Source organism: Pedobacter roseus, assembly GCF_014395225.1.
Taxonomy (GTDB): Bacteria; Bacteroidota; Bacteroidia; order Sphingobacteriales; family Sphingobacteriaceae; genus Pedobacter; species Pedobacter roseus.
Map to the genome: position 1 here is coordinate 3,437,202 of NZ_CP060723.1, position 25,734 is coordinate 3,462,935.

The window sequence follows — 25,734 nt, forward strand, 5'->3', positions numbered from 1 at the left end:
TTTAAATAAATAAAACCCCGAGGTTTTAAAACCTTCGGGGTTTGGTTAAATTATTCTAGTTCAACTCCATTGGAATATCCATTAATAAAACTTCTGCTCCTGCAGTATTGGCTTTAAAACTGATGCTATCAGTATCCCACACCCCTAATCCGTCTCTTTTACTAAGCACTTGTCCGTTAATGGTTACTTCTCCACTGATAACGAATGCATACACACCATTACCAGCTTTTTTGATTTTGTACTCGGTTTCAAAACCTTCATCAAAATTGCCTAACGAAAACCAGGCATCCTGATGGATCCAAACGCCGGCATCATCTGCATTTGGCGATAAGATCTGCTGAAAGTTATTGTGACGGGCAGCAACATCTAAAGTCTGTTGATCATAACGTGGCGTAACGTTTTTCTTGTTCGGAAACAACCAGATCTGCAATAAATTCAATTGCTCGCCTGCATTTGCGTTAAACTCGCTATGACTAACTCCTGTTCCGGCACTCATTACCTGGATTTCTCCATTTTTAATTACCGCAGAATTTCCCATACTATCTTTGTGTGCAATTGCACCGGCCAATGGAATGGTAATAATTTCCATGTTATCGTGTGGGTGACTACCAAAGCCCATACCACCATCAATCAAGTCATCATTTAAAACCCTTAAAACCCCGAAGTGCATCCTTTCAGGATTGTAGTAGTTTGCAAAACTGAATGAGTGATGTGCATTTAACCAGCCATGATTAGCATGACCGCGGGTGTTTTCTTTGTGCAAAATGAACTGTGACATAAATTTCCTTTCTTATTTATGATACAAAGTTAATACTGTAAGGCTTGCTGTGCATTGATGTAGGGTAAGAAGTGAGAGAGCGTTAAGCGGAGGGCGTAGAGCGTTAGGCGGAGGGCGTGGAGCATAGAGCGTTTGGCGGAGAGCGCTTGATATGGCCTAAGAACCAACTTTAGCCAATACAGCATCGCTGTTAAGTTCTCTTAACGCATCTAACGCTACCCAGTTTGCTTTTTTATTTTTCTGGGCAAGAATATTATTTGCAGTTTGGATGGCCTGCCCATGCAGAAAAGTATTACGCTTGCCAGTTTGCCTCAACGCCCAGTTGATTGCTTTTTTAACAAAATTCCGGTTATCATAAGCTTCTCTTTCAATTACCGGAAGAAAACCTAGAAAAGTTGTATCAGGTTCTTTTTTAAGGTGAACAGCTGCCTCGGCCATCAACACAAAACCGGTACGTTTTACAAATTCAGCTTCAGCCGCTGCAAATTCAAAAACCTTCGACTTAAAATAAGGCGTTTTAACGAAAAGATTTCCGCAAGCCTGATCACATATATCCCATGAACTAAAATCTTTCGTCCACGTGTTTATTTGCATTTCTGTTACTTGTTTATAATCGCCAATGAATGTGGCTAAAAGACGGGCTTCGTGAAATCCGGTTTTCCAGAGCAATAAAGATAGCTCCTGATTTTTACCGATCTGTTTCGCCAACTTCCGGATATTGGGCACGCGAATACCGAAAGCCTTTGAAATATCGATCCTAAAATGGGCCATTTTCTTCAGGTAATCGGGTTCACTGATGGATTGCAGCTCGGAAAGGATAAATTCAATGTCTTTCATGATTCGAATTTAGTTTTTCTGCTCCGCTTCACTACGGATTTATTTCAAATGATCCTGTTTATTGAATGAAACCTATTCTTTCTACTTCCGAAGTACATTTTTGTACCTCCGAGCCTATTCTTTCTAATTCCGAAGTACATCTTTGTACCTCCGGGCCTATTCTTTCTACTTCCGAAGTACCTTTTTGTACCTCCGAGCTTATCCTTTCTACTTCAGAAGTACATTTTTGTACCTCCGGTCTTATTCTTTCTACTTCCGAAGTACATTTTTGTACCTCCGAGCTTATTCTTACTACTTCCGAAATACCTTTTTATACCTCCAAGCCTATTCTTTCTACTTCCGAAGTGCCTTTTTATACCTCCAAGCTTATTCTTTCTACTTCCGAAGTACATTTTTGTACCTCCGGGCCTATTCTTTCTACTTCCGAAGTACATTTTTGTACCTCCGGGCCTATTCCTTCTACTTCCGAAGTACATTTTTGTACCTCTAAGCTTATTCTTTCTACTTCCGAAGTACATTTTTGTACCTCCGAACTTATTCTTTCTACTTCAGAAGTACATTTTTGTACCTCCGGAACAGCAAATTGGTCTTCGGAGGTACTTTTAAATAACATTGAAGCCCCTTTCGGCATTAATCGACAGGCATATAACTTAAATCAGCCACAACACTAAACATAACCAATCCTTAACACGGTTTCAGCTTTAAGTTTATATCTACACATTAAACTTGCTTCAATTTAACCAGAACAATCAACCTTATAAACTCATGCAAAAAAACATCATCTGGATGCTATTAGCCTCCTGCCTGTTCGCATTTTCGTGCAAAAAGAACACTATAACTGAAGAACAGGGCAGCGCAACGGTTCAAAACAAAAATATGCTAATGGCTACTTCAGCAGTGAGCGCGGCTGTAAGTGTAAATGCCTATACCAATACTTCGGCTTACATTAACACCGGTTTTACTTTTCTAAACCCAACACAGCTGGATAAAAACCGCCAGGCGATTGGCGGGAATTCTTACACTGAAGTATACGGCTTTAACGTGCCGGAAGAAAACAGGGTAAGGGGTATCAGATGGAATGAAGATGATGAAACCACTTCTATCTGGCGCCCGCAAGGTATTGCCGGTTTCTCCAGGAATGGTGTGCGTTATTTACTGGTGAGCTGGTATGCTAAAGATGCTGCAGAGAGCAAAGGATCGAGGATAAGCCTTATCGACATCAGTCCAAGTTCGGCCACTTACTTAACTTATAGGCACATTTTACTGGTACAGCCTACCCTGCCAACCGGAACGTTAGATTATACACAATACGGCTCTTATGCACCATTAAATGTACATGCAGGCGGAATCGCTTATTTTAATGGCAAAATTTATTTAAGCAGCACAAGTTTAGGCTTAAGGGTATTCGATTTAGATAAAATTATCGAAGTAAGCGCTGGAACCGGCACCGAAAATAAATGTGGCAAAGATGCCAGTGGTAACCTTTATGCTTTTAATTACAGGTATATCCTCCCACAGATAGGTTATTATAAAATCAATGATGCTAGTCCGTTTTCTACCGTACAGGTAAATTACGAAAACAACCAGCTATGGACGGGCCAATATTATGCTGGCAGTGCTGATGCCTCAATTGTACCCAAAATATTCGGATTTCCGATCAATGCCTCTGGTGAATTGCAAAACTCCGGTATACAAACAGTAACCCCTAAAAACAGTCTGTTTGCGTCCGATCATGCCCATGGGATACAGGGCGTTTTCAGAAAAGGCAACAGAACCTGGCTTTCTTGTACGGGATCACCCAGCGAATCGTACGGATCTACCGCCCGTTTGGCAAGGTATACCGATGGAGATACCAATACGGTGAGGTACAGGTGGCCTTATGGCTCCGAATCGTTATATCTTGAAGCACAATATGGATACCTATGGAGTTTAACAGAATTCGAACCCAACGCTGGTGCTAATAATGGCAGTCAGGTTAACCGTTGCATATTCGCAGTTGATTTCTCGAAATACGAATAGAAGCGATAATCAAATAAAAAAGAGGCTGTATCGTAATTTAAATCTATCCCGAATTCATCAAGTTGAGAAAGGTCGTCATTTCGACTGAAGCGCAGTCCCGAACTTTCGGGAGAGAAATCTTTTAACGTAGTACAAAGATTTCTCCACTACGGTCGAAATGACGATAGCATACCTTAAGCTAAAGCCTGCTCAATATCAGCTAAAATATCGTTAATATGCTCTAAACCGATTGATAAACGAATAGATCCCTGTTCTATACCTACTTCATTTCTTTGCTCTTCGGTTAGTTTACTGTGAGTGCTGGTTGCAGGATGTGTAGCAATTGAACGTGTATCGGCAAGGTTTGCAGAAATAGAGAACATTTCTAAACGGTCCATAAATTTACGTGCCGCATCTATACCGCCATCAACCACAATGGTTACAATACCTCCACCCTGTTTCATTTGCTTTTTGGCAATTTCATACTGTGGGTGCGATGGCAAAAACGGATATTTCACCAGTTTGATTTTTGGGTGCTTTTCTAAATATTCGGCCACTTTTAAGGCGTTTTCGCAATGACGGTCCATACGGATGGCCAAAGTTTCTAGGCTTTTAGATAAAATCCAGGCATTAAAAGGTGAAAGTGCGGGTCCACTGTGACGGGCAAAACCAATAACATCAGCAATTAGTTCTTTTGTACCTAAAATAACACCACCTAAAACACGGCCTTGTCCATCAATGTACTTGGTAGCCGAATGAATAGAGATGTGTGCACCAAGTTCAATCGGACGTTGCAAATATGGTGTGGCAAAACAATTATCAACCACCAGCAATAAATTGTGTTTTTTCGCTAAATCACCTAAAAATTCAAGATCGATGATATCGATACCCGGATTAGATGGCGTCTCTACAAAAATCATTTTGGTGTTTGGTTTGATCAGTGCTTCCCAGTCCTGTGGTTTATCTAAATCTGCATAATCAAAAGTTACTCCCCAGTTAGAAAAAACATTGGTCAGCAATTGATGCGTTGAACCAAAAACCGAACGGCTCGAAACCAGGTGGTCGCCATTTTTTAAGAAAGCACCAAAAGTGGTAAAAATGGCCGCCATACCAGTAGCAGTTGCAAAACCATCTTCAGCACCTTCCAAAAGGCACATTTTATCAATAAACTCTGAGGTATTTGGATTTGAATAACGGCTATAAACGTTCCCCTCTTTTTCGTTGGCAAACAAAGCACGCATTTCTTCAGCATCTTCGAACTTATAACTCGAAGTAAGGTAAATTGGCGATGAATGCTCTTTATGCAGGCTGCGTTCTGTTTGAGTGCGTATAGCTATGGTTTCAAAATTTTCGGATTTCATTTTTTAGTGTCAAGATTTAGTATCAAGTTGTTAGTATCAAGTATCAAGAGTAGAGTATCAAAAATGTCTTTCCGTTTTGATACTAGATACTTGATACCGTTATACTTCTACCTTTCTATTTATTTATTTTATAAGTAAAGTTAATTGTTGCAGACCGGCCTAAAATATTAGATACCGAGCAATATTTATCGAAAGTCATTTGTAATGCACGCTCTACCTTTGGCACGCTTAAATCGCCAAAAAGGTCGAAATGAATGTTGATTACGTCAAAAATCGGCGGCATTTCTTCTTCTTTACGCGTCGCGTTTATGGCAATTTTAACATCATCAAGGGGTTCCTTCTGTTTGGTTAATACATTTACCATATCAATCCCACTGCAGCCACCTAAACCAATCAATAACATTTCCATTGGCCTGAAACCTTTCCCTTCGCCGCCTATTGCAGCCTTTGCATCCAACTCTACGGTAAAACCGCTTTCGTTTTCTGCTTCAAAATTAAATTTACCGCTTTTGCGGATTAGATTAATGTTCATCTTATTTAGTATTGAGATGCTAGATATGAGATTTGAGACTATACTCACCTTATATCTTCAACCTCTATTTAAATTTATTTATAATTGTATCCAGATGTGAGATTTGAGGCACAAGACATATTAGGCGCCCAAAACCTTCCAACCTTCAACCTTCCAACCTTATCTGCTATTCAAACGCCATGCGCCATACGCTTTGCCTAAATACCATAAAATACTAAGTTATTTTTTTCCAGTTCTGGCAATTTAACGGGATGGCTAAACAATGCAAAAACCGACGAACCGCTACCACTCATTAAAGCGAATGTTGCGCCTGCATCGTATAAACTGGTTTTTATTTGACGAATTTGGGGATATTTAACGAAAACGGATGGTTCGAAATCGTTGATAACCTTATATTTCCATGTTGTTGGATGCAAATGTATGATTTCTTTTAACGATTGCAAAGGTTTCTGAGGTTTTACATGCGCATAAGCATCGGCTGTACTTACATGTACGGGCGGTTTTACCAAAACTTTAAACCAGGCTGACAAATCTATTTCACATTTTTCAAATTCATCGCCCTTGTTAAATGCGTAAACAGGTTTGTTCTCGATAAAAAAAGCACAATCGGCACCTAGCTGGCGGGCGTAATCTTCCATTCTCTCAACCGACAAACCTAAACTGAACTTCTCATTCAGCAACTTGATCACAAATGCACAGTCTGCCGAGCCCCCCCCCAATCCTGCACCTACCGGAATGTTTTTTAACAAATTGATCTGCTGTGCAGGGATATCAAAATCCTTTTTTATCAACTGATAGGCTTTAAAACAGAGGTTATCGTTCGCATCACCAGGAATATCGACACCATGTATTTTGCACGAGGTTATATCCGCATCGGTAATTTCGACCGCATCTTTAATATTGATGGGATAAAAAATGGTTTCGAGGTTGTGGTAACCATCAGCACGTTTTTCGGTGATATTTAAGCCTAAGTTTATTTTTGCGTTGGGAAAAGATAGCATTTTAGTCCTGAGTCGTGAGTCATAAGTCCTGAGTCCATGGTGCCGAAACCAGCAGCCGTCTCATTTGCAAACATACAAATTTTATGTAGGTCGCGGCTTCACGCCGTGACTACACGCCGGAATTAAACATCCGGATGGCACGCCACAATTACGCACAACCGATGTTAACAATTAAACATTAAAATGATTTATAACACCTGATAAATTTTAGATATTTGTATTTTATTAATTATTTACAATTTAAAAGCCCCTCAAGGGGTTTGGGGTGTATGAAACAATATTTAGATTTAATGCAGCATGTGCTTGATCATGGCGCTCAAAAACACGATCGTACCGGCACGGGAACAATAAGCGTTTTTGGTTATCAAATGCGTTTTAACCTTCAGGAAGGTTTCCCTATGGTAACCACAAAGAAACTGCATTTAAAATCTATTATTCATGAACTGATCTGGTTTTTAACAGGCGATACCAATATTAAATACCTTAAAGATAATGGTGTACGTATCTGGGACGAATGGGCGGATGAAAACGGCAACCTCGGACCGGTTTATGGTTCGCAATGGAGAAGCTGGCCCACACCTGATGGCCAGCACATTGATCAGATTACAAATATTATCAACACGATCAAAAACAATCCTGATTCGCGCAGGATCATTGTTTCAGCATGGAATGTTGCCGAAATCGAAAATATGGCCTTGCCTCCTTGTCATGCTTTTTTTCAGTTTTATGTAGCAGATGGAAAATTAAGCTGCCAGCTGTATCAGCGCAGTGCCGATATTTTTCTGGGCGTCCCTTTCAATATTGCCTCTTATGCCTTACTTACCATGATGGTGGCACAGGTTTGCGGTTTACAGGCCGGAGATTTTATCCACACCCTTGGCGATGCGCACTTATACAATAACCATATCGAACAGGCCAACCTACAATTAAGCCGCGAGCCTAAACCGCTTCCAACTATGAAAATCAATCCCGATGTAAAAAGCATCTTCGATTTCAAGTTTGAAGATTTTACACTGGAGAACTACGAGGCTCATCCACATATTAAAGGTATTGTAGCAGTATAATATTTGTTCATTGGTCATTAGCCATTGGTTCATTTGTTTGGGTGCAGAATAGAACATCTGATTTTTATAAATCATCCCGATATATAAATTCACTTAAATTGAAAAAAATGAATTATAAATTAGAGGATTTAGAAGTCTATAATCTTTCAGAACTGATTTCTGATAAAATCTGGGATATCGTTATGGGATGGGATTATTTCGCAAAAGATACCATAGGAAAACAAATATGCCGGGCGGCTGATTCTATCAGTGCAAACATTGCCGAAGGATATGGCCGGTATCATTTTAAAGAGAATAAAAACTTTTGTTACTATAGCCGGGGCTCGATCTTGGAAGTAAAATCATTTCTGAGGAAATCAAAAAACAGGAATTTAATATCTGAAGATTGTTACTCAGAACTTTATGCCGAACTACAAACTATGCACTTAAAACTGAATGCTTACATTAAGTATATCGGCAAAAATCTAAATAAATTTTAACTCGTCGTTTATGCATGTCGGAATCTGGCCTAACAAACTTTGCTTAATACGCCCTGCAAAACACCAATAAACAAATGACTAATGACCAATGAACCAAAAATCCCTTCGCTTTCAATAGCCGTAGCAATTGGCAAAAATTACGCAATAGGCAAAAACAACCAGCTTTTATGGCACATGCCTGCCGATTTAAAGTTTTTTAAACAAACTACGTCTGGCCATACAGTTATTATGGGGCGAAAAACCTTCGATTCTGTTGGCAAACCATTGCCCAATCGCAGGAACGTTGTAATAACCAGAGACACTGAATTAAAGATCGAGGGTGTTGAAGTGGTAAACAGTCTGGATGAAGCCTTAGCGCTTACCAAAACCGAAGAAAAACCAGTGTTTATTGTTGGTGGTGCAGAGATTTATCGCCAGGCCTTGCCAAAAACAGATACACTGTATTTAACCACCATCCACCATACTTTCGACGCTGATACATTTTTCCCAGAAATTGACGGGAATGATTGGAAAGTAATCAGCAGTGAAACCCATAAAGCCGACGAAAAGAATAAGTACGATTATACATTTGAGGTGTTAGCACGAATTTAGCTCAAATTAACCGCAAATAACGCGAAGAATTTATTTTATAAGCTATTCCGATTCTCCCCTTGCCAGCTAAACCCGATGGTAGTGGGCATCCCGATTCTTCATCGGGATAAAACGGACAGCGGGACTATCGGAACCGAAGAAACGCAGGTATTGCTTTTCAATAAAAAATCTATAATATATCTTAGCGCTCACAGAGGGAAAGATGCTACAATTGCTTTCCAAATCAATTTGAACCTAAAACTGGCCCTTTGAAATGAATTCTGCTTAATGAATATTAGAGGATTATTGCCTGATAAAAATTAATGTTAATAATTTATCAATTAAGGGGTTCTATAATTTAAAAATTTAATTAGATTTGCCGACTTGTTAAAAAACAGCGAAAGACAAATTATTTTAAACAAACAATGCAAGGAAAAGGTTTTATTAAGTTTATAGCGATAGTATTGGCTATCGTTTGTGCGTATGCACTTTCTTTTACTTTGGTAGCATCCAAGGTAGAAAAAGACGCAAAAAACTATGCGAAAGGTGACTTAGCCAAAGAAAAGGCTTACTTAGATTCGATGAGTACCGAGAAAGTTTATCCAGTTGTTGGGTTTACTTATCAAGAAGTAAAAGCCAAAGAAATCAATTTGGGTTTAGACTTAAAAGGCGGAATGAATGTAACGATGGAGATATCGTTAGCTGAACTGGTTAAATCATTAGCGGGCAACCCTACTGATGCCAACTTCAACAAAGCAGTTCAAAACGCACAGATCCAGTTAAACGCTGGCGGTAAAGACTACATCAAGATTTTCGTTAACGAATTTGAAAAATTAAGTCCGGGTGTAAAACTTGCTGATTATTTTTCAAATCAGGATAATGCTTCGCAATTAAAACCAAATGCAAGCAATGGCGATGTTGAATCTTTCTTAGAAAAAGAAGCAACCAGCGCTATCGACCGTTCGTTTACTGTATTACGTTCGCGTATTGATGGTTTCGGGGTAGTAAGTCCGAACATGCAAAAACAAGAAGGCAGTAACCGTATCTTAATCGAAATGCCAGGTGTGCAGGATAAAGAGCGTATTGCTAAACTTTTACAAGGATCTGCAGAATTACAGTTCTGGCAGGTATACCAGGTACAGGAAGTTGCGCCTTTGTTAGAAAACATCAATAAAACTTTAGCAGCAACATTAAAAGCTGATGCTCCTGCAACTAAAGATACAACTGCTGCTCCTGCAGCTGGCGGTAAATTAGCGGGCTTAGAAAAAGCTGCAGCTAAAGATAGTACCGCTAAAGGCGGTAAACTTGCTGGTTTAGGTAAAAAAGATTCTACAGCGGTTAGGGCTGAGTTAGTAAAATCTAACCCATTATATGCTGTTCTTAACCTTCCAATTTACCAAGGACAAAACGGACAACAACAATTAATGCCAGGTGCAGTTGTTGGTATGTCGTTACAAAAAGATACTGCTAAAGTAAACTCATATTTAAGACTTCCTGAAGTTGCTGCATCTATTCCATCTACGATGAAATTTATGTGGAGTGTTAAACCAAGAGAAGGTTCTAAAATTTTCGAATTGTATGCCATTAAAGTAGTAAGTGCTGATGGTAAACCAGATTTAGGTGGCGAGGCAATAAGCGATTCGCGTGCTGACTTTGATCAAAAAGGTAAACCAGAAGTAACCATGTACATGACCAGTGAAGGTTCTGCTAAATGGAAAAAAATTACTGCTGAAGCTGCTGCTGATCCAAACAACAAAAAATCTATTGCTATTGTATTAGATAACCAGGTTTATTCTGCTCCTACCGTTCAGAACGAAATTGCTGGTGGTGTATCTTCAATTACTGGTAACTTTACACAGGCAGATACAAAAGATTTATCAAACATCTTAAAGGCTGGTAAATTACCTGCTCCTGCACGTATTGCGGGTAGCTACATTGTTGGTCCTACTTTAGGAGCACAAGCTATTCACGATGGTTTAATCTCTTTCGTAATCGCGTTTATTGTAATCTTAATCTTCATGGCGTTGTATTATCACCGTGCAGGTTGGGTTGCTAACTTTGCATTGTTAATCAACTTATTCTTCGTAATCGGTATTCTGGTATCGTTAGGCGCTGTATTAACTTTACCTGGTATCGCTGGTATCGTATTAACCATAGGTTTATCGGTTGATGCGAACATCCTGATTTTTGAACGTGTACGTGAAGAACTTGCACATGGTAAAAGCATTGGTGTTGCCATTAAAGAAGGTTTCAAACATGCAATGCCATCAATCATCGACTCAAACGTTACCTTATTCATCTTAGGAGCTATTCTTTATGCTTTTGGTAGCGGTCCGGTTCAAGGTTTCGCCACTACATTGTGTATTGGTATCCTTTCATCATTATTTGCTGCTGTAGCCATTTCAAGAGTAGTTTTCGAATCGTTATTAACACGTAAAATCGAAATCAACTTCGATAACAGCTTAACCCGTAATGCATTTAAAAACTTAGCATTCAACTTTGTTGGCCGTCGTAAAATTTATTACATCATTTCTACCATCATTATTGTGGCTGGTATTGGTATGTACTTCAAAAACGGTGGTTTAAACCTTGGTGTTGACTTTAAAGGTGGTAGAACTTATTTGGTTCACTTCGATAAAGCAGTTAACACTGAAGATTTAAAATCAAAATTAACTCCGGTTTTCGGTAACGAAACCCCAGAGGTTAAAACTGCAGGTGAAGACAGTCAGGTAAAAATTACCACTACTTTCCACATCGAAGATCAGGACATTAAAACTGATAAAGTTGTAGAAGATGCTTTAAACAAAGGTTTATCAGGTTCTAAATTTGAAATCGTAAGCTCACAAAAAGTAACGCCGATTATCGCCAGCGATATCGTAAACGGTGCTTTCTATGCGGTATTGATCTCATGTTTGTTCATGTTTATCTACATCGTTGTACGATTCAAAAAATGGCAGTATGGTTTAGGTGCGGTAATCGCCTTATTCCATGATGTGTTAATGGTATTATCTTTCTACACTATTTTAGATGGTATTATGCCATTCTCATTAGAAATCGGTCAGGATTTTATCGCAGCAATTTTAACAGTAATGGGTTACACCATGACAGAAACCGTTGTTGTGTTCGACCGTATCCGTGAGAAACTAAAAGAAGCTGGTAAAGAAGATTTACATGGCGAAGAGCGTAACAATTTAATCAACTTCGCGTTAAACAGTACCTTAAGCCGTACCATTTTAACTTCATTAACTGTATTCTTCGTATTATTGGTAATCTTTATTTTCGGTGGTGATAGCATCCGCGGATTCATCTTCGCATTGTTAATCGGCCGTATTATTGGTACCTATTCATCATTATGTATCTCTACTCCTATCGTAATCGATTTGGGTAGTTCAGCTGAAAAAAAATAAGATCAAAAAATCTTAAAATATATAAGCGCTTCGATTTATCGGAGCGCTTTTTTTGTGCCAAACCTCGTAGGTTTTAAAAACCTGCGAGGTTTAAAAGACACAAAGCTTTTTATTTATTTTGAAAAGCAAATCCTGAGGTTCTTCGGTTCCCATAGTCCTGCTATATATTCCAATCTTTTTAATTGGCACTGTCATGCTGAGGCACGAAGCATCTGTTTCATCGGTTGCAGATGCTTCGTGCCTCAGCATGACAAGATTTTCGGGTTGCTGCAAATTAAAAAGGATTTCCATTTCTATCAGGTTTGTTTAACATCGGTTAGCTGCTCAACACTTCCAAAAACCCACCTTCGTCATACCAGCGTTATATATTAATCAATCAACTGAAATAGTGGCCAAAACCTCAGTTTTTAAACCTTTTGGCTATCTTTTTGTTACATTGCAATAGATAAACCGATACAGAATGGATTTACAACTTCCTAAAAGCGAATACCCTAGAGTAGTGATTGTTGGTGGCGGATTTGGTGGGATTGAGTTAGCTAAACGCTTAAAAAACAAACCTTTTCAGGTGGTTATGCTCGATAAACATAACTATCATACCTTTCAACCATTACTTTATCAGGTAGCCACGGGTGGTTTAGAAGCCGATTCTATCGCCTTTCCTCTACGTAAGATTTTTAAAGGACAAAAGAATCTCATTTTCCGTGTAACCAAAGTTACCGAAGTAAATGCGGCAGAAAATTGTTTACAAACCGATGTAGGCAGGGTTAATTACGATTACCTGGTTATTGCCACTGGCTCTACCAGTAATTTCTTCGGCAATAAAGAAATAGAAGCCAATTCGATGCCAATGAAATCGATCCCCGAAGCATTGGATTTACGGAGTTTGATTTTACAAAATTTCGAAAAATCGCTGATTGAAAAAGATGCAGATAAAAAAAGTGCACTACTAAATTTTGTGGTAGTTGGTGGCGGTCCAACAGGTGTTGAAACTTCGGGGGCCATTGCAGAGCTTAAAAAACACGTTATTCCCAATGATTATCCGGAAATGGATTTAAGTAAAGTGAATATTTATCTGGTCGAAAATTCTCCTGAATTATTAGGTGTAATGTCTCCACAGGCGCAGAAAAAGGCCAAAGATTTCCTTACTGATATGGGCGTTCAGGTGATGAATGAAACCAGGGTACTTGGTTATGATGGCCACACCCTTAACTTACAGGATAAACCAGCCATTCTAAGTTCAACAGTAATCTGGAGTGCCGGTGTTAAAGGTGAAGTTTTAGCCGGTTTAGATAAAGCTGAGGTGGTGCGTGGAGGAAGATTAAAAACCGATACCCAAAATCTGGTAGCAGGTTATCAGAATATTTATGCAATTGGTGATGTGGCCGCCATCATCGACGAAGAAACACCAAACGGTCACCCTGGGGTTGCGCCGGCAGCTATCCAGCAAGGACACCATCTTGCTAAAAACCTGATCAACATTAAAGAAAATAAACCTTTAGAGAAATTTAAATACTTCGATAAAGGCTCTATGGCTACTGTAGGCAGGAACAAAGCAGTGGTAGATATTGGTAAAATCCGTTTTCAGGGCGTTTTTGCCTGGTTTACATGGATGTTTGTGCATTTAATGACCTTAGTTGGTTTCCGTAATAAAATTATTGTTTTCGTAAACTGGCTTTGGAGTTATTTCAGCTACGACCGCGGAACGCGTTTAATTATCAGAACCTTTGCGAAAGACCGAAGTGTGGATTACAGGGAGGAAGTTCCGGATGAAGTTCATTAGTCCGTTTTCTAATGGTTAACTGGTTAATTGTTTAAATCGGTTAATTGATGCTAAATGTCTAATCTTACTATTGTTCAATTGCTTAATTGTTATATTGATCAATTGTTAACTGCAAAGTGCCAATTGAGAAGTGAATTATTGGTTAATCGGTTGATTGGTGTAAAATGTCTAATTGTTCAATTGCTTAATTGTTAATAGTGACAAACTGGTTAAGCATCATGGCAATGAACACCAGGAACTATCAACAATATAACCATCGAACAATAAAACAATGCATCCTTCTTTTCTTTACGAAAAACTTTGCGCACTTTGCGGTTAAACCAAAAGTATGAGCCATAATAAATTCAAATTAGTAGAATGCCCACGCGATGCGATGCAGGGATTACACGATTTTGTGCCTACAGCGCTTAAAGCCGAATATTTAAATCTTTTGCTTCAGGTGGGTTTTGATACGCTTGATTTTGGAAGTTTTGTTTCACCTAAAGCCATTCCGCAAATGGCCGATACAGCAGAAGTTTTAGCACAATTGGATTTTAACAACACTTCTACTAAGTTGTTGGCCATTGTAGCTAATTTAAGGGGCGTAGAAGATGCAGTTAAACACAGAGCGATTGATTACTTAGGTTTTCCTTTTTCGATCTCTGAGACGTTCCAACAGCGCAATACCAATTCGAGTATCTCACAATCATTAAATACGGTTGAAGAAATGCTTTCAGTTTGTGCAAAAAACAATAAAAAGGCTGTTGTCTATCTATCCATGGGCTTTGGAAACCCTTATGATGATGAGTGGAATTATGAAATTGTAGAGAAGTGGGCGGATGTTTTGGTTGACAAAGGCGTAGAAATTTTATCTTTAGCTGATACTGTAGGTGTTTCTACGCCAGAAAAGATTGAAAGTATATTACCTAAACTAATTTCAAGATTTAGTAATACAGAAATTGGGATCCATTTACACTCCACTCCCGCTGAGCGGTTCGAAAAGATTGAAGCCGCATATCTTTCCGGTGTTAAACGCATTGATTCAGCATTAAAAGGCTTTGGCGGCTGCCCTATGGCAGCTGATGATTTAACAGGAAACATCGCTACTGAGGATGTTATTGACTATTTGAATGCAAAAGGCGAAAACCTCAATTTAAATATGGGTAAATGGAATGAGGCGATGGCATTATCGGGGAAGGTATTTGGGTAGTTTTGTTTTGCCTAAGGTTCGTCATTTCGAGCGGATCCGATAGCTATCGGGTGAAACGAAGCCGAGAAATCTATCTCAAGGTAGATCTCTCCGCTCCACTGCGTTCCGGCAGAGATGACGGTGGAACTAAATGTAATTGATCACTACACCTTTTTCACCATTTTAAAATGCTGTATACCAGCTTCTTCAAACTGATCTCCTTCAGCCACAAAACCAAATTTGGCGTACAAGCTCATGGCATCCAGTTGCGAGTTTAAGTAAATATAATGCGCATCCTCAGGCAGGTCGGATAAAGCTTCGGCGATTAATGCACGACCTACCCCCTGTCCTCTAAAATCTTTTAAAACAGCAAAACGCTCTAATTTATAGCCAGCATCAGTTTTACGCCATCTGCAGGCACCACAAGGTTGTCCGTTATTGGTGGCCAAAAAATGTATGGATTCATCTTCATGCTCCCACTCCAGTTCCGGCGGACAATTTTGTTCGTCTACAAATACAATTTTACGTATAGCAAATACTTTATCTAAATCCTCAGGGTGGTTAACTTTTTGAACGTGCAGACTCATTATCGTGGTGTTTAAAGTGTTTATTCGATTTTAATTTCATTTCGTTAAGCTCTTTGGCTACATCTATCGAATGCGAACAATGAATATCGGCCTCTTTTTTGGCAAGTGTAGCAATCGTAACGTAAAATTTATGTAACTGATCCAGTTCTTTTTCACTCAGGTCTTCAATATCCACCATCCGGTTACTTGCCCCCTGCTGTGCTGCAATCAGTTCATTCAGTTTTAGCTGAATGGCCTTACCGTCTTTATTCTGTGCTTTCTGGATCAGGAAAACCATTAAAAATGTAATAATTGTTGTCCCTGTGTTAATCACCAACTGCCAGGTTTCAGAATAGTTAAACAAAGGCCCGGTTACTGCCCAAATAATTACGATAGCGGTTGCCGCAATAAATGCAACAGAACTGCCCGTAAACTTGGTTGCCGCATTAGCGAATTTCTCAAAAAAATTATTTTTCCTGGTTTCGTTTTTAGATTTTGCCATCACAATTTGTTTGCTTAAATATAACCATAAAACAAACAAAAACGCCATAAGTTTTTAAACCCATGGCGCTTTTGTTGTTCGTTGTAATGTTAAAGAGGTTGTAATGTTGGAAGGTTGAAAAGTTCAACGTTGCAACATTCCAACCTTACAACTTTTCAACCTAATTAAAGCTTTTCATTAACGTTAATACAGTTCAGATCTTCGAAAGCAGTAGTTAAACGCTTAACAAAAGTTTCTTCACCTTTACGTAACCATACGCGTGGATCGTAGTATTTTTTGTTTGGTTTATCATCGCCATCAGGGTTACCGATCTGACCTTGAAGATAAGCCTCATTCTTTTTATAATATTCTAAAATACCTTCCCAAAATGCCCATTGCATGTCAGTATCAATATTCATTTTAATTGCACCGTAAGAAATTGCTTCCCTGATTTCTTCCTGAGAAGAACCAGAACCACCGTGGAAAACGAAATTAATTGGTTTTTCAGCAGTTAAATTGAATTTTTCTTTGATGAAATCCTGAGAATTTTTCAAAATTACCGGTTGCAATTTTACGTTACCTGGTTTATAAACACCGTGTACGTTACCAAAAGCAGCAGCAACAGTAAAACGAGGAGAAACTTTGCTTAATTCTTCGTAAGCGTAAGCCACTTCGCTAGGCTGAGTATATAATTTAGAGCTGTCTACATCGCTATTGTCAACACCATCTTCTTCACCACCGGTAACACCAAGTTCGATTTCGATAGTCATGTTCATTTTAGCCATGCGTGCTAAGTATTTAGCAGAAATTTCCATGTTTTCTTCAATCGGCTCTTCCGATAAATCAAGCATGTGCGATGAAAACAAAGGTTTTCCGGTTTCAGCGAAGAATTTTTCACCGTGGTCTAAAAGTCCGTCAATCCAAGGCAATAATTTTTTAGCGGCGTGGTCGGTATGTAAAACCACGGCAACACCATAATGCTCTGCCAATAAATGTACATGTTTAGCAGCCGATACAGCTCCTAAGATACATGCTTGCAATTTCTCATTATCTAACGATTTACCAGCATAAAACTGTGCACCTCCATTTGATAACTGAATCATAACAGGCGAATTTACTGCCTTTGCAGTTTCCAATACCGCGTTAACCGTATTGGTACCGGTTACGTTTACTGCTGGTAAAGCAAACTGATGTTTTTTAGCCTGCTCAAACAATTCTTGAACGGCATCTCCGTAAATTACGCCTTTGTAGCCTTTTAAACTCATTTCTTGTTAATTTTATTAAGTCCGAAGTTATAAAAAAAAATAACATTACAAGCTTTTGTAACAACAGAATTATTTGCCTAACAGCAAAATAAGGCCTATTTAGTGTAAAAAACACATTATCCTTAGTGTAAAAAAGACACACTAGGAGAAATAATCAAATCACTATGATCAATTATCAAACCATAGTAAACGCCAGGCGAGATTGATAATTGCGATTTGATCATTGCTTATTAATGATTGTAATTCTTTATCTTAATTATATTTTTCGTTTCTTTGCAATCCAATTCTTTAAAAAATTATATGGCTTGGTTCAAAAGAGAGAATAAAGGTATCATTACCACAACTGAAGAGAAAAAAGAAGCACCAGATGGTTTGTGGAATAAATGTCCAAATTGTAAGAAACCGCTACATCAGGCAGAACTTCAGGAAAACAAATACGTTTGCCACTACTGCGATTACCACTTGAGAGTAGGCTCAAAAGAATATTTCGAGGTTTTATTTGATAATAACGAGTTTAAAGAGCTTTTCCCTAATTTAACATCAGGCGATCCCTTAAACTTTAACGATAACAAACCTTATACCGATAGAATTAAAGAAAGTCAGGCTAAAACAGGCTTAAAAGACGCTATCCGTGCAGGTATTGGTAAAATTGAAGGTCAGGATCTGGTTATTGCCTGTATGGATTTCGCTTTCATTGGCGGTTCTATGGGCTCGGTTGTGGGCGAAAAAATTGCACGTTCAATCGATTACAGCATCAAACATAAAGTTCCTTTCCTGATGATCTCAAAATCAGGTGGCGCAAGGATGATGGAAGCCGCATTTTCATTGATGCAAATGGCTAAAACATCGGCTAAACTGGCTTTATTAGCTCAGGCTAAAGTTCCATACATTTCTTTATTAACCGATCCAACTACCGGTGGTGTAACCGCATCTTATGCCATGCTTGGCGATATCAATATTGCAGAACCAGGTGCATTGATCGGTTTTGCTGGTCCGAGGGTAATTAAAGAAACCATTAAAAAAGATTTACCGAAAGGTTTCCAAACTTCAGAATTCGTCCTTGAACATGGTTTCCTTGATTTTATCGTTGATAGAAGAGCAATGAAAGCTAAATTGGGTGCTTTTATCAAAATGATGAATAATTAAATTGGTTCAATAGTTCATTAGGCATTGGTTCATTGGGCTGGATGCAAAAAAATGGATTCATAATATTTAGAAAAGCAGGGCTTGGAGAACTTCGGTTATTTCAGTCCTGCTTTTCGTTTCAAGTCCTCGTTACACTACGGGCTTTTCACTGCAATCAGGTTTATATTTTGCAGACCTGTAATTCTTTGGGATGGCAGTTCCTAGCGAGTGTTATAACCACCCCGTCCTGCGGGCAGTCCTCCAAAGGAGGGGAATATCACAACTTTTCGTATTTTTAGCTTAACCAAACTAAAAATCAGATGAAAAAGCTATTTGTATTAATCTGTTTAATTACCACCACTATTTCTGTTCAGGCACAAGAGAAAAAGCCTAAGGCACCTTATGATGAGGTTTTGGCAAAAAAATTGGGCGCTGATAATTATGGAATGAAGATGTATGTGCTCGTGATCTTAAAATCAGGCTCAAATACCACCGAAACAAAAGCCAAAACCGATAGTTTATTTGCCGGCCATATAGCCAACATGGGTAAAATGGTGGAGATGCAAAAACTCGTAGTTGCTGGTCCTATGGGCAAAAACGATAAAAATTACCGTGGTATTTTCATTTTAAATACAAAATCGATCGAAGAAGCCAAACAGTTATTGGAAAGCGACCCGGCAATTAAGGCTAAATTATTAGAACCAGAATTATACAACTGGTACGGATCTGCTGCACTTTCGGAATATCTGTCATTTCATGATAAGATACAGAAGAGTAGTTTTTAGGTTTGTTTAGCCACGAATGCACAGAAAACACGGAAAAGTTATGATAGTGAGGTCAGATGTTACCATCTGACCTTTTAGCTTTGTTAACCATTTAAGATTCAGCTATTGTCAGTTGGTAACAACTGACACCACAATGGGCTGGTGTCACCTATTCTTGCAACATTTCCATTAACATACCCCAATCCTACCCCTCATTTCATAAATTAGCGCATCAAATAATCAACCCTAACTAATTATGAATAAAAAACTACTATTTTCTGCGCTATTCCTGTGCGCTTCGGCCAGTGCTTTTGCGCAAGACAGGAAAGTAATCGACAATATTGTTAAAGAAGTAAACGAAAACTCTCAATTGGAGAAACTTGCGCACGAATTGCTTGATGTTGTTGGACCGCGTTTGGTTGGCTCGCCACAAATGAAACAGGCTAACGATTGGGCAGTAAAAAAATACAGCGACTGGGGCATTTCTGCCAAAAATGAAAAATGGGGTGAATGGGCAGGTTGGGAAAGAGGCATTACCCATATCGATTTAATTAGTCCGCGGGTAAGAACATTAGAAGGCACACAATTGGCCTGGAGTCCGTCAACCAATGGCAAAGCCATTAATGCAGAGGCGATTATCTTACCAGAAATTACCGATTCGGTATCTTTCCAGAAATGGTTACCCAACGTAAAAGGTAAAATTGTTTTAATTTCCATGAACCAGCTTTCTGGCCGGCCAGAAAAAAACTGGGAAGAATTTGCCACAAAAGATCTTTTCGAAAAGTTTAAAAAAGAAAAAGCCGAAGCAGCAAAAACATGGGCAGCCAGTCTGGCCAAAACGGGTTTAACCGCTAAAACACTTCCTGTAGCTTTAGAAAATGCAGGTGCCGTGGCTGTAGTAATCAATAACTGGTCGCAGGGTTTTGGTGTAGATAAAATTTTTGGTGCAAATACCACAAAAGTGCCGACTTTGGATTTATCAGTTGAAGATTATGGACTGGTTTACCGTTTGGCTTTAAATGGCGACAAACCAAAGTTAAAAATAGAGGCAGATTCTAAAAAATTAGGTGCTGTACCAACTTTTAATACCATCGCTGAAATTAAAGGCACACAAAAACCAAACGAATATGTAATGCTCTCGGCACATTTCGATTCGTGGGATGGCGCAAGTGGTGCTACCGATAATGGTTCGGGAACCATTTTGATGATGGAAGCCATGCGCATTTTAAAGAAAATTTATCCTAATCCAAAACGTACCATCTTAGTGGGGCATTGGGGAAGTGAAGAGCAGGGTTTAAATGGTTCGCGGGCATTTGTAGAAGATCATCCGGAGATTGTTGGTAATCTTCAGGCTTTGTTTAACCAGGATAACGGAACAGGCCGTGTGGTTAACATTGGCGGACAGGGTTTTGCTAAATCAAAAGACTACATCACCCGTTGGCTGGCTGCAGTTCCTGATACCATTAAAAATCAGATTAAAACCAGTTTCCCTGGAACACCGGGCGCAGGCGGATCAGATTTCGCGTCGTTTGTAGCTGCCGGGGCATTAGGTTATTCTTTAAGCTCTACAAGTTGGGATTACGGCACATACACCTGGCATACCAACCGCGATAGTTATGATAAACTGGTTTTCGACGAAATCAGAAGCAATGTGATTTTAGCTGCTATTATGGTTTATATGGCATCAGAAGATCCTGAAAAAACCTCAACCGAAAAAGCAAAAGATTTACCAGTTAACGAGCGTACCGGAAAACCATCAACCTGGCCGGTACAAACGAAATCGAACAGAAAAGGTGGGTTGTAGATAAACGATTTGGATTATTTTATAAAAGAGCATTTGGAAACAGATGCTCTTTTTTAATACTTAATTTTAAGTATATTCAATTACCAATAGAAAGTATATCTTAGCTAAGTCTTTAGTTTAAACTTTTTATGATAAGAAAAACAAAATAATCAGCATGGATAAGCACTTAAACCATATTGAAGTTAGATGGAAAAATTTTAAGGGTTTTAAAGATACCGGATGGGTAAAAATTAAGCCTATCACCATTGTCTTAGGCTCAAATAACTCAGGAAAAACAAGTTTTTTGGCCCCATTTTTATTAATGAATCAAACAATTAATTCTAGAGATAGATTTTCACCACTTATTCTGAAAGGAGATATTTATGATGGCGGAAACTTTCAAGAAATAGTAAAAGATTATGATGTAAGTAAAGATATTTATTTTGGATATAGATATCATATACATGAAACTGATCAAAAATTAGAAGAAATCGGTTCATATCCACCTGGAGCATTTGAAGTTTCTTTCAAGGTAGATGACAAAAATAGTGAGATAAAACTTAAAGAAAAAACCATATATGATATACATTTAAGAAAGTTTTTAAGCTTAACTAGTACTGCTAAAAACAAATATAAATATTCAGGTATTGGCAGTGAGAGTCTAACTGAATTTGAAAAAGAATCCATTACTAATAGTGAGCCCACAAATTTTTTATTCTCTCCTAATACTGTATTAACTGATTTAGAGACAGCAACAGAAGATCATGAGGAAAATGTTAAAAAAAGAAAGAAAAGAAAAAATGAAAGATTTTCAAAAGGCTTCTCTCAATTTCTTTCGGCAATATCATTCAATAATTCTAGAGCTAAAAGGTATTTAGGAGATTTAAGTTTCATTGGTCCAATTCGGGAAAATCCACATCGGATTTACGAAATAACTAATGAAACCTATAACACAGTTGGACCTAAAGGAGAAAATATGCCTAATCTTGTAAAAAAGATTGGTGATAACGACAAAGAACTTAATTCATGGGTTAAGAGGTTTGGTTTCGGAGATAAATTGGAATTAAAACATCACTACAGTAACACTTATTCATTAAGATTCTTAAATAATGAATCTGATTTCTACACAAGTATTGCGAATGCAGGATTTGGCGCATCACAGGTATTGCCATTGCTAGTACAAGCTCTTGTATCACCTAAGAGAAGCATAACAATAGCAGAACAGCCGGAGATCCATCTAAACCCAAAAATCCAGTGCGTCCTCGCTGAATTATTCGTTTCAATGGCAAAAAAAGGTCAAACTGTTATAGTTGAAACTCATAGTGAGCATCTATTATTGAGACTAAGAAGATTAATAGCTGAAGATAAAATGAATTCTGAAGATGTTGCTATATACTTTGTAGAAAAAGAAGGTAATGAGTCTAAAATAAGAGAAATTAAACTCCAAGAAAATGGGCACATAAACCCGATTGACTGGCCAAAAGATTTTTTAGCAGAAACATTAAAAGAATCAATTGCCCTTGCTACAGAACAGTCTAAAAGGAGAAAAAAATGATAGATATTGTTCTAGATACATGCACTTTAGTCCATGCTAACAATTCTGATTCAGATTATCAGGAGCATTCTATTAGTTTAATAAATAAACTTTTAGAAAACTCAACTTTAGTTACGGTTGATGAAGGATTTAGCTTAGATGAATCGAACCATTCCAGCTATATAGCTCTGGAATATTTAAAGCACCTTACTCCAGGGATGTTAGGCCATAGCCTTTTATCTTTTTTAGCTTCTAACGAAAGATTCAGTTTTATTTCAAATAAAGTTCCAAAATCCACAAAGAATTATATCGAACAAAAGATACGTAATAAAAAAGATAGAATGTTCTTGCGAGTAGCTTATAATTCTCAAGAGAAAACCCTTGCTTCTCATGACTACACTGATTATCAGAAAAACAAAAGAAAAACAATAAAGAAAGATATTGATGTTTTAATAGTTGATGCTGAGGATGTAAACGAAAGCTTATAGTTTCTATAATACTTATGTATTCGACAGTTCTCAATCTAATAGAGCTTTTTTTCTTTTTTTTTGCGAGAAGGTTAAACTAATATTGTAAAAAATTATAGGGATAGCTTTCGAGCCGAAGAACCACTACAATTGTTTTTTAAATACCTTTAGATTATTATCTACCTTAATGAGGAATTAGGCTAGATATGACAACTTTGTGCGCGAATTCCCAATCTTACTCCTCTTTCTTCTGAAACTTATAAAACAAATACCCTAAAAAAGGCAAAATCAGCACACTCCCCAATAAAAGGGCTAAACCCAAACTGTAAATGGTCTTCTCTGGTCCAGCGGTTTCTAACAGCGAAATTGCATTTCCGCTTTTTAAGCGGATAAAATTTGGAAAGTGGGCATAACTAATCGCCAGAAGGATCATCGTTACCTGGAAGCCCGCTAAAATGCGTAAAACCTTGGTTTTGCCTTTAATTAACAGGTACCATAACAAAACAAGAGATAAACTGGCCAGAACAATGGCCGATAAACCTACATTACTTTTAAAAACCCAATCGATCAATGGAATTTTGTCACGCTGTGCGGCAATAAATACCATGGCACCAAAAACTACCGCTGCGATATTCATAAATTCGGCCTTTTTAATGAAACGGCGTTTATCATGGTATTCATTGGTTTCGCCAATAAGATAAATAGCCGCAAGAAAACCGCAAAGTGCTACTGTAAAGAAGCCCACAGCGATTGAAAACCAGTTTAACCAGCCCGATATATAAGCAGTATAGAAATCAGTCGCTTGTATGTCGATATGGCCCGAAATCAGGCTTCCGGCAATGATGCCTAAGAATAAAGCGGTCACAAAACTCGAATACCTGAAAATGCGGTTGTACAGCCACTGCATATCATCTTTAACGGCATCATAATGGCGGAATACAAAAGCCGTACCACGGGCAATAATACCGATGAGCATAATGGCCAATGGAATATGCAGGTAAACGGACATGGTGGTATAAATATGCGGAAAACCCACAAAAAGGATCACAATAGCAATAATCAGCCACATGTGGTTGGCCTCCCAAACCGGACCGATGGCCTGATACATGGTTTTTCGGGTTCTGCTCCTGTTTTTTGTTGAAGTAAACAGTTCTATAATTCCTGCGCCAAAATCGGCCCCACCCAATAAAAAGTAGAGCAGAATGGCCATGCATAAAAATGTAATTACAACGTATTCCATAGTCTATATTTTTGCCACAGATTTGCACAAATCTTGAATTGTTCTACCACAGCCACTAAATTTTTATCCGTGTTCATCCTTTTTATCTGTGGTTAATTAATTATTTGTTGCTGGTTTATTATAAAGCACAGGCACCATTTTAATCTGTCTGTAAAGCAAAAACGTTACGATAATGCTTAGCGATACATAAATTGCAGAAAAGATGTAAAATGAGTAGGCAATACCTGGCATGGGCGTAACTGCATCTTTAGTGCGCATAATGCCATAAATAATCCATGGCTGCCTGCCAACCTCAGTAACCACCCAACCGGCCTCTAAAGCGAGATAACCAAGCGGAATGGCAAAGACGAACAGTTTTAACAGCCAGCGCTTTTCGGTTAAAGGTTTCTTTTTAAAAAGGATGAAAAAATAGATTAACGCTACCAAAAGTAATAGTGTACCTATCCCCACCATAATCTGGAAAGCGTAATGTGTTATAGCGACTGGTGGATGTTCATTTTCCGGGATCTGATCCAAGCCCTTAACTTCTGCTTTAAAATCGCCATGCGCCAGAAAACTTAAAGCTCCCGGAATCTTGATTGCGCCTTTTACCGTTTTATCTTTTTCGTTTACAATACCACCAATCAAAAGCGGTGCTGGTTTTTCAGTTTTGTATAGCGCTTCCATTGCAGCCAATTTAGCTGGCTGACGTTTGGCAACGTCTTTCGCAGAAATATCTCCGCTTAAAGGTTGCAATAAGGCACCAATACATGCAAATATAGCAGCAATCTTAAAGGCTTTTAAATGGAATGCTGCATTTCTGTTACGAAGGATCATTAACGCATGTACACCAGCTACAGCAAAACCTGTAGCAGTAAAAGCGGCCAAACACATGTGTAAAGCCTGACTAAACCATGCTTTATTAAACATGGCCTGTATGGGATCGATGTTGAGATATTGTCCGTTTACAAAATCAAAACCCGCCGGACTATTCATCCAGGCATTGGCAGCCACCACCAGTATGCCCGAAGCTAGTCCGCTTACTCCTACTACCATACCCGTAAACCAGTGGAACCATTTATTCAACTTGTTCCAGCCATACAGGAAAAAGCCAAGAGCTATCGCTTCAATAAAAAACGCTGTTCCTTCCAAAGAAAAGGGCATTCCGAAAATGGGCCCGGCGTGATCCATAAATTTTGGCCAGAGCAAGCCCAGTTCGAATGATAACATGGTACCAGATACCGCACCTGTGGCAAAGAATATTGCTACCCCTTTACTCCAGGCTTTAGTGAGGTTTTTATATACCTCATCGTTTGTTTTAAGCCATTTGTAATGCGATACGGCCATAAAGAAAGGCATCACCATGCCAATACAGGAAAAAATAATATGAAAGCCTAATGATAAGGCCATCTGGGAACGGGCTGCAATAAAATCATCCATGGGCTGTAGATTTTGAATTGTAACAAATATAGTTGTTAAAGACTAAAGCCTATGGTAATTCAATGACGTTGAAAGGATTATTTGAAATATAGAACGTTTATAAATTGAAAAAAGA

Annotated in this window: 24 protein-coding genes; 13 read left to right on the top strand and 11 right to left on the bottom strand. The window is 38.5% G+C overall.

Features of this window, described 5'->3' with window-relative positions; genetic code table 11:
• Window positions 1-55: 55 nt before the first annotated feature.
• Together H9L23_RS14255 and H9L23_RS14260 are read right to left on the bottom strand one after the other, a co-directional pair.
• Window positions 56-778 carry a pirin family protein gene (locus H9L23_RS14255; RefSeq protein WP_025143887.1) on the bottom strand — a complete coding sequence of 241 codons (723 nt, stop codon included), beginning with the start codon at window positions 776-778 and terminating at the stop codon, window positions 56-58.
• 156 nt (window positions 779-934) lie between these two features.
• Entirely contained in the window at window positions 935-1,615 is a 681-nt protein-coding gene (locus H9L23_RS14260) for a DNA alkylation repair protein (RefSeq protein WP_187591045.1), read from the bottom strand.
• Window positions 1,616-1,680: 65 nt separating this feature from the next.
• On the opposite strand from H9L23_RS14260, the gene H9L23_RS14265 reads away from it, so the two are divergent.
• Window positions 1,681-2,286: a hypothetical protein gene (locus H9L23_RS14265; protein WP_187591046.1), complete on the top strand. Its 606-nt coding sequence runs from the start codon at window positions 1,681-1,683 to the stop codon at window positions 2,284-2,286.
• A gap of 94 nt (window positions 2,287-2,380) precedes the next feature.
• Window positions 2,381-3,634 (top strand): hypothetical protein, encoded by a 1,254-nt coding sequence (locus H9L23_RS14270; protein WP_187591047.1) that lies wholly within the window; start codon window positions 2,381-2,383, stop codon window positions 3,632-3,634.
• Between the two features lie 173 nt (window positions 3,635-3,807).
• Here the strand turns inward: H9L23_RS14270 and H9L23_RS14275 are convergent, their stop codons facing one another.
• The 3 genes from H9L23_RS14275 to ispE all read right to left on the bottom strand — a co-directional run bounded on the left by H9L23_RS14275 (window position 3,808) and on the right by ispE (window position 6,507).
• Window positions 3,808-4,974 (bottom strand): trans-sulfuration enzyme family protein, encoded by a 1,167-nt coding sequence (locus H9L23_RS14275; protein WP_187591048.1) that lies wholly within the window; start codon window positions 4,972-4,974, stop codon window positions 3,808-3,810.
• 115 nt (window positions 4,975-5,089) lie between these two features.
• Window positions 5,090-5,506 (bottom strand): OsmC family protein, encoded by a 417-nt coding sequence (locus H9L23_RS14280; RefSeq protein WP_187591049.1) that lies wholly within the window; start codon window positions 5,504-5,506, stop codon window positions 5,090-5,092.
• A gap of 197 nt (window positions 5,507-5,703) precedes the next feature.
• On the bottom strand, window positions 5,704-6,507 hold the full coding sequence (gene ispE / locus H9L23_RS14285; RefSeq protein ID WP_187591050.1) for a 4-(cytidine 5'-diphospho)-2-C-methyl-D-erythritol kinase: 804 nt from the start codon (window positions 6,505-6,507) through the stop codon (window positions 5,704-5,706).
• 269 nt (window positions 6,508-6,776) lie between these two features.
• Here ispE and H9L23_RS14290 point away from each other — a divergent pair, with 269 nt between their 5' ends.
• The 4 genes from H9L23_RS14290 (at window position 6,777) to secDF (ending at window position 12,027) form a co-directional block, all read left to right on the top strand.
• Complete coding sequence (locus tag H9L23_RS14290) at window positions 6,777-7,571, top strand: thymidylate synthase (protein WP_187591051.1); 795 nt, start codon at window positions 6,777-6,779, stop codon at window positions 7,569-7,571.
• A 107-nt stretch (window positions 7,572-7,678) separates the two neighbouring features.
• The gene (locus H9L23_RS14295) at window positions 7,679-8,050 is read left to right on the top strand and encodes a four helix bundle protein (protein WP_029985751.1); all 372 of its coding nucleotides are present in this window, start codon (window positions 7,679-7,681) and stop codon (window positions 8,048-8,050) included.
• A gap of 81 nt (window positions 8,051-8,131) precedes the next feature.
• Window positions 8,132-8,641: a dihydrofolate reductase gene (locus H9L23_RS14300; protein ID WP_187591052.1), complete on the top strand. Its 510-nt coding sequence runs from the start codon at window positions 8,132-8,134 to the stop codon at window positions 8,639-8,641.
• Between the two features lie 404 nt (window positions 8,642-9,045).
• Window positions 9,046-12,027 carry a protein translocase subunit SecDF gene (secDF, locus tag H9L23_RS14305; RefSeq protein ID WP_187591053.1) on the top strand — a complete coding sequence of 994 codons (2,982 nt, stop codon included), beginning with the start codon at window positions 9,046-9,048 and terminating at the stop codon, window positions 12,025-12,027.
• Window positions 12,028-12,117: 90 nt separating this feature from the next.
• On the opposite strand, the gene H9L23_RS14310 is transcribed toward secDF, so the two are convergent.
• A complete protein-coding gene (locus H9L23_RS14310; RefSeq protein ID WP_187591054.1) occupies window positions 12,118-12,318 on the bottom strand; it encodes a hypothetical protein in 201 nt (66 codons plus the stop codon).
• A gap of 169 nt (window positions 12,319-12,487) precedes the next feature.
• Between H9L23_RS14310 and H9L23_RS14315 the strand changes: the two genes are divergently transcribed.
• Together H9L23_RS14315 and H9L23_RS14320 are read left to right on the top strand one after the other, a co-directional pair.
• Window positions 12,488-13,807, top strand: coding sequence for an NAD(P)/FAD-dependent oxidoreductase (locus tag H9L23_RS14315; protein WP_187591055.1), 1,320 nt, complete (start codon window positions 12,488-12,490; stop codon window positions 13,805-13,807).
• A 328-nt stretch (window positions 13,808-14,135) separates the two neighbouring features.
• Window positions 14,136-14,996 (top strand): hydroxymethylglutaryl-CoA lyase, encoded by an 861-nt coding sequence (locus tag H9L23_RS14320; protein ID WP_187591056.1) that lies wholly within the window; start codon window positions 14,136-14,138, stop codon window positions 14,994-14,996.
• Between the two features lie 143 nt (window positions 14,997-15,139).
• Here H9L23_RS14320 and H9L23_RS14325 read toward each other — a convergent pair whose 3' ends face one another.
• From H9L23_RS14325 to fbaA, 3 genes are all read right to left on the bottom strand, one after another.
• Window positions 15,140-15,562 (bottom strand): GNAT family N-acetyltransferase, encoded by a 423-nt coding sequence (locus H9L23_RS14325; RefSeq protein ID WP_187591057.1) that lies wholly within the window; start codon window positions 15,560-15,562, stop codon window positions 15,140-15,142.
• A complete protein-coding gene (locus H9L23_RS14330) occupies window positions 15,537-16,043 on the bottom strand; it encodes a low affinity iron permease family protein (protein ID WP_187591058.1) in 507 nt (168 codons plus the stop codon). Before H9L23_RS14330 ends, H9L23_RS14325 begins: the two co-directional genes overlap by 26 nt.
• A gap of 164 nt (window positions 16,044-16,207) precedes the next feature.
• Window positions 16,208-17,287 (bottom strand): class II fructose-bisphosphate aldolase, encoded by a 1,080-nt coding sequence (fbaA, locus tag H9L23_RS14335; RefSeq protein ID WP_187591059.1) that lies wholly within the window; start codon window positions 17,285-17,287, stop codon window positions 16,208-16,210.
• A gap of 300 nt (window positions 17,288-17,587) precedes the next feature.
• On the opposite strand from fbaA, the gene accD reads away from it, so the two are divergent.
• The 5 genes from accD (at window position 17,588) to H9L23_RS14360 (ending at window position 22,981) form a co-directional block, all read left to right on the top strand.
• A complete protein-coding gene (accD, locus tag H9L23_RS14340; protein WP_187591060.1) occupies window positions 17,588-18,433 on the top strand; it encodes an acetyl-CoA carboxylase, carboxyltransferase subunit beta in 846 nt (281 codons plus the stop codon).
• A gap of 299 nt (window positions 18,434-18,732) precedes the next feature.
• Window positions 18,733-19,197, top strand: coding sequence for a YciI family protein (locus H9L23_RS14345; RefSeq protein WP_187591061.1), 465 nt, complete (start codon window positions 18,733-18,735; stop codon window positions 19,195-19,197).
• Window positions 19,198-19,432: 235 nt separating this feature from the next.
• Window positions 19,433-20,980 carry a M20/M25/M40 family metallo-hydrolase gene (locus H9L23_RS14350; RefSeq protein WP_187591062.1) on the top strand — a complete coding sequence of 516 codons (1,548 nt, stop codon included), beginning with the start codon at window positions 19,433-19,435 and terminating at the stop codon, window positions 20,978-20,980.
• Between the two features lie 154 nt (window positions 20,981-21,134).
• Entirely contained in the window at window positions 21,135-22,514 is a 1,380-nt protein-coding gene (locus tag H9L23_RS14355; RefSeq protein WP_187591063.1) for an AAA family ATPase, read from the top strand.
• Window positions 22,511-22,981, top strand: coding sequence for a hypothetical protein (locus tag H9L23_RS14360; RefSeq protein WP_187591064.1), 471 nt, complete (start codon window positions 22,511-22,513; stop codon window positions 22,979-22,981). Before H9L23_RS14355 ends, H9L23_RS14360 begins: the two co-directional genes overlap by 4 nt.
• A 214-nt stretch (window positions 22,982-23,195) precedes the next feature.
• On the opposite strand, the gene H9L23_RS14365 is transcribed toward H9L23_RS14360, so the two are convergent.
• Together H9L23_RS14365 and H9L23_RS14370 are read right to left on the bottom strand one after the other, a co-directional pair.
• The gene (locus tag H9L23_RS14365) at window positions 23,196-24,200 is read right to left on the bottom strand and encodes a cytochrome d ubiquinol oxidase subunit II (RefSeq protein ID WP_187591065.1); all 1,005 of its coding nucleotides are present in this window, start codon (window positions 24,198-24,200) and stop codon (window positions 23,196-23,198) included.
• A gap of 96 nt (window positions 24,201-24,296) precedes the next feature.
• Window positions 24,297-25,619, bottom strand: coding sequence for a cytochrome ubiquinol oxidase subunit I (locus tag H9L23_RS14370; RefSeq protein ID WP_187591066.1), 1,323 nt, complete (start codon window positions 25,617-25,619; stop codon window positions 24,297-24,299).
• Window positions 25,620-25,734: the final 115 nt, after the last annotated feature.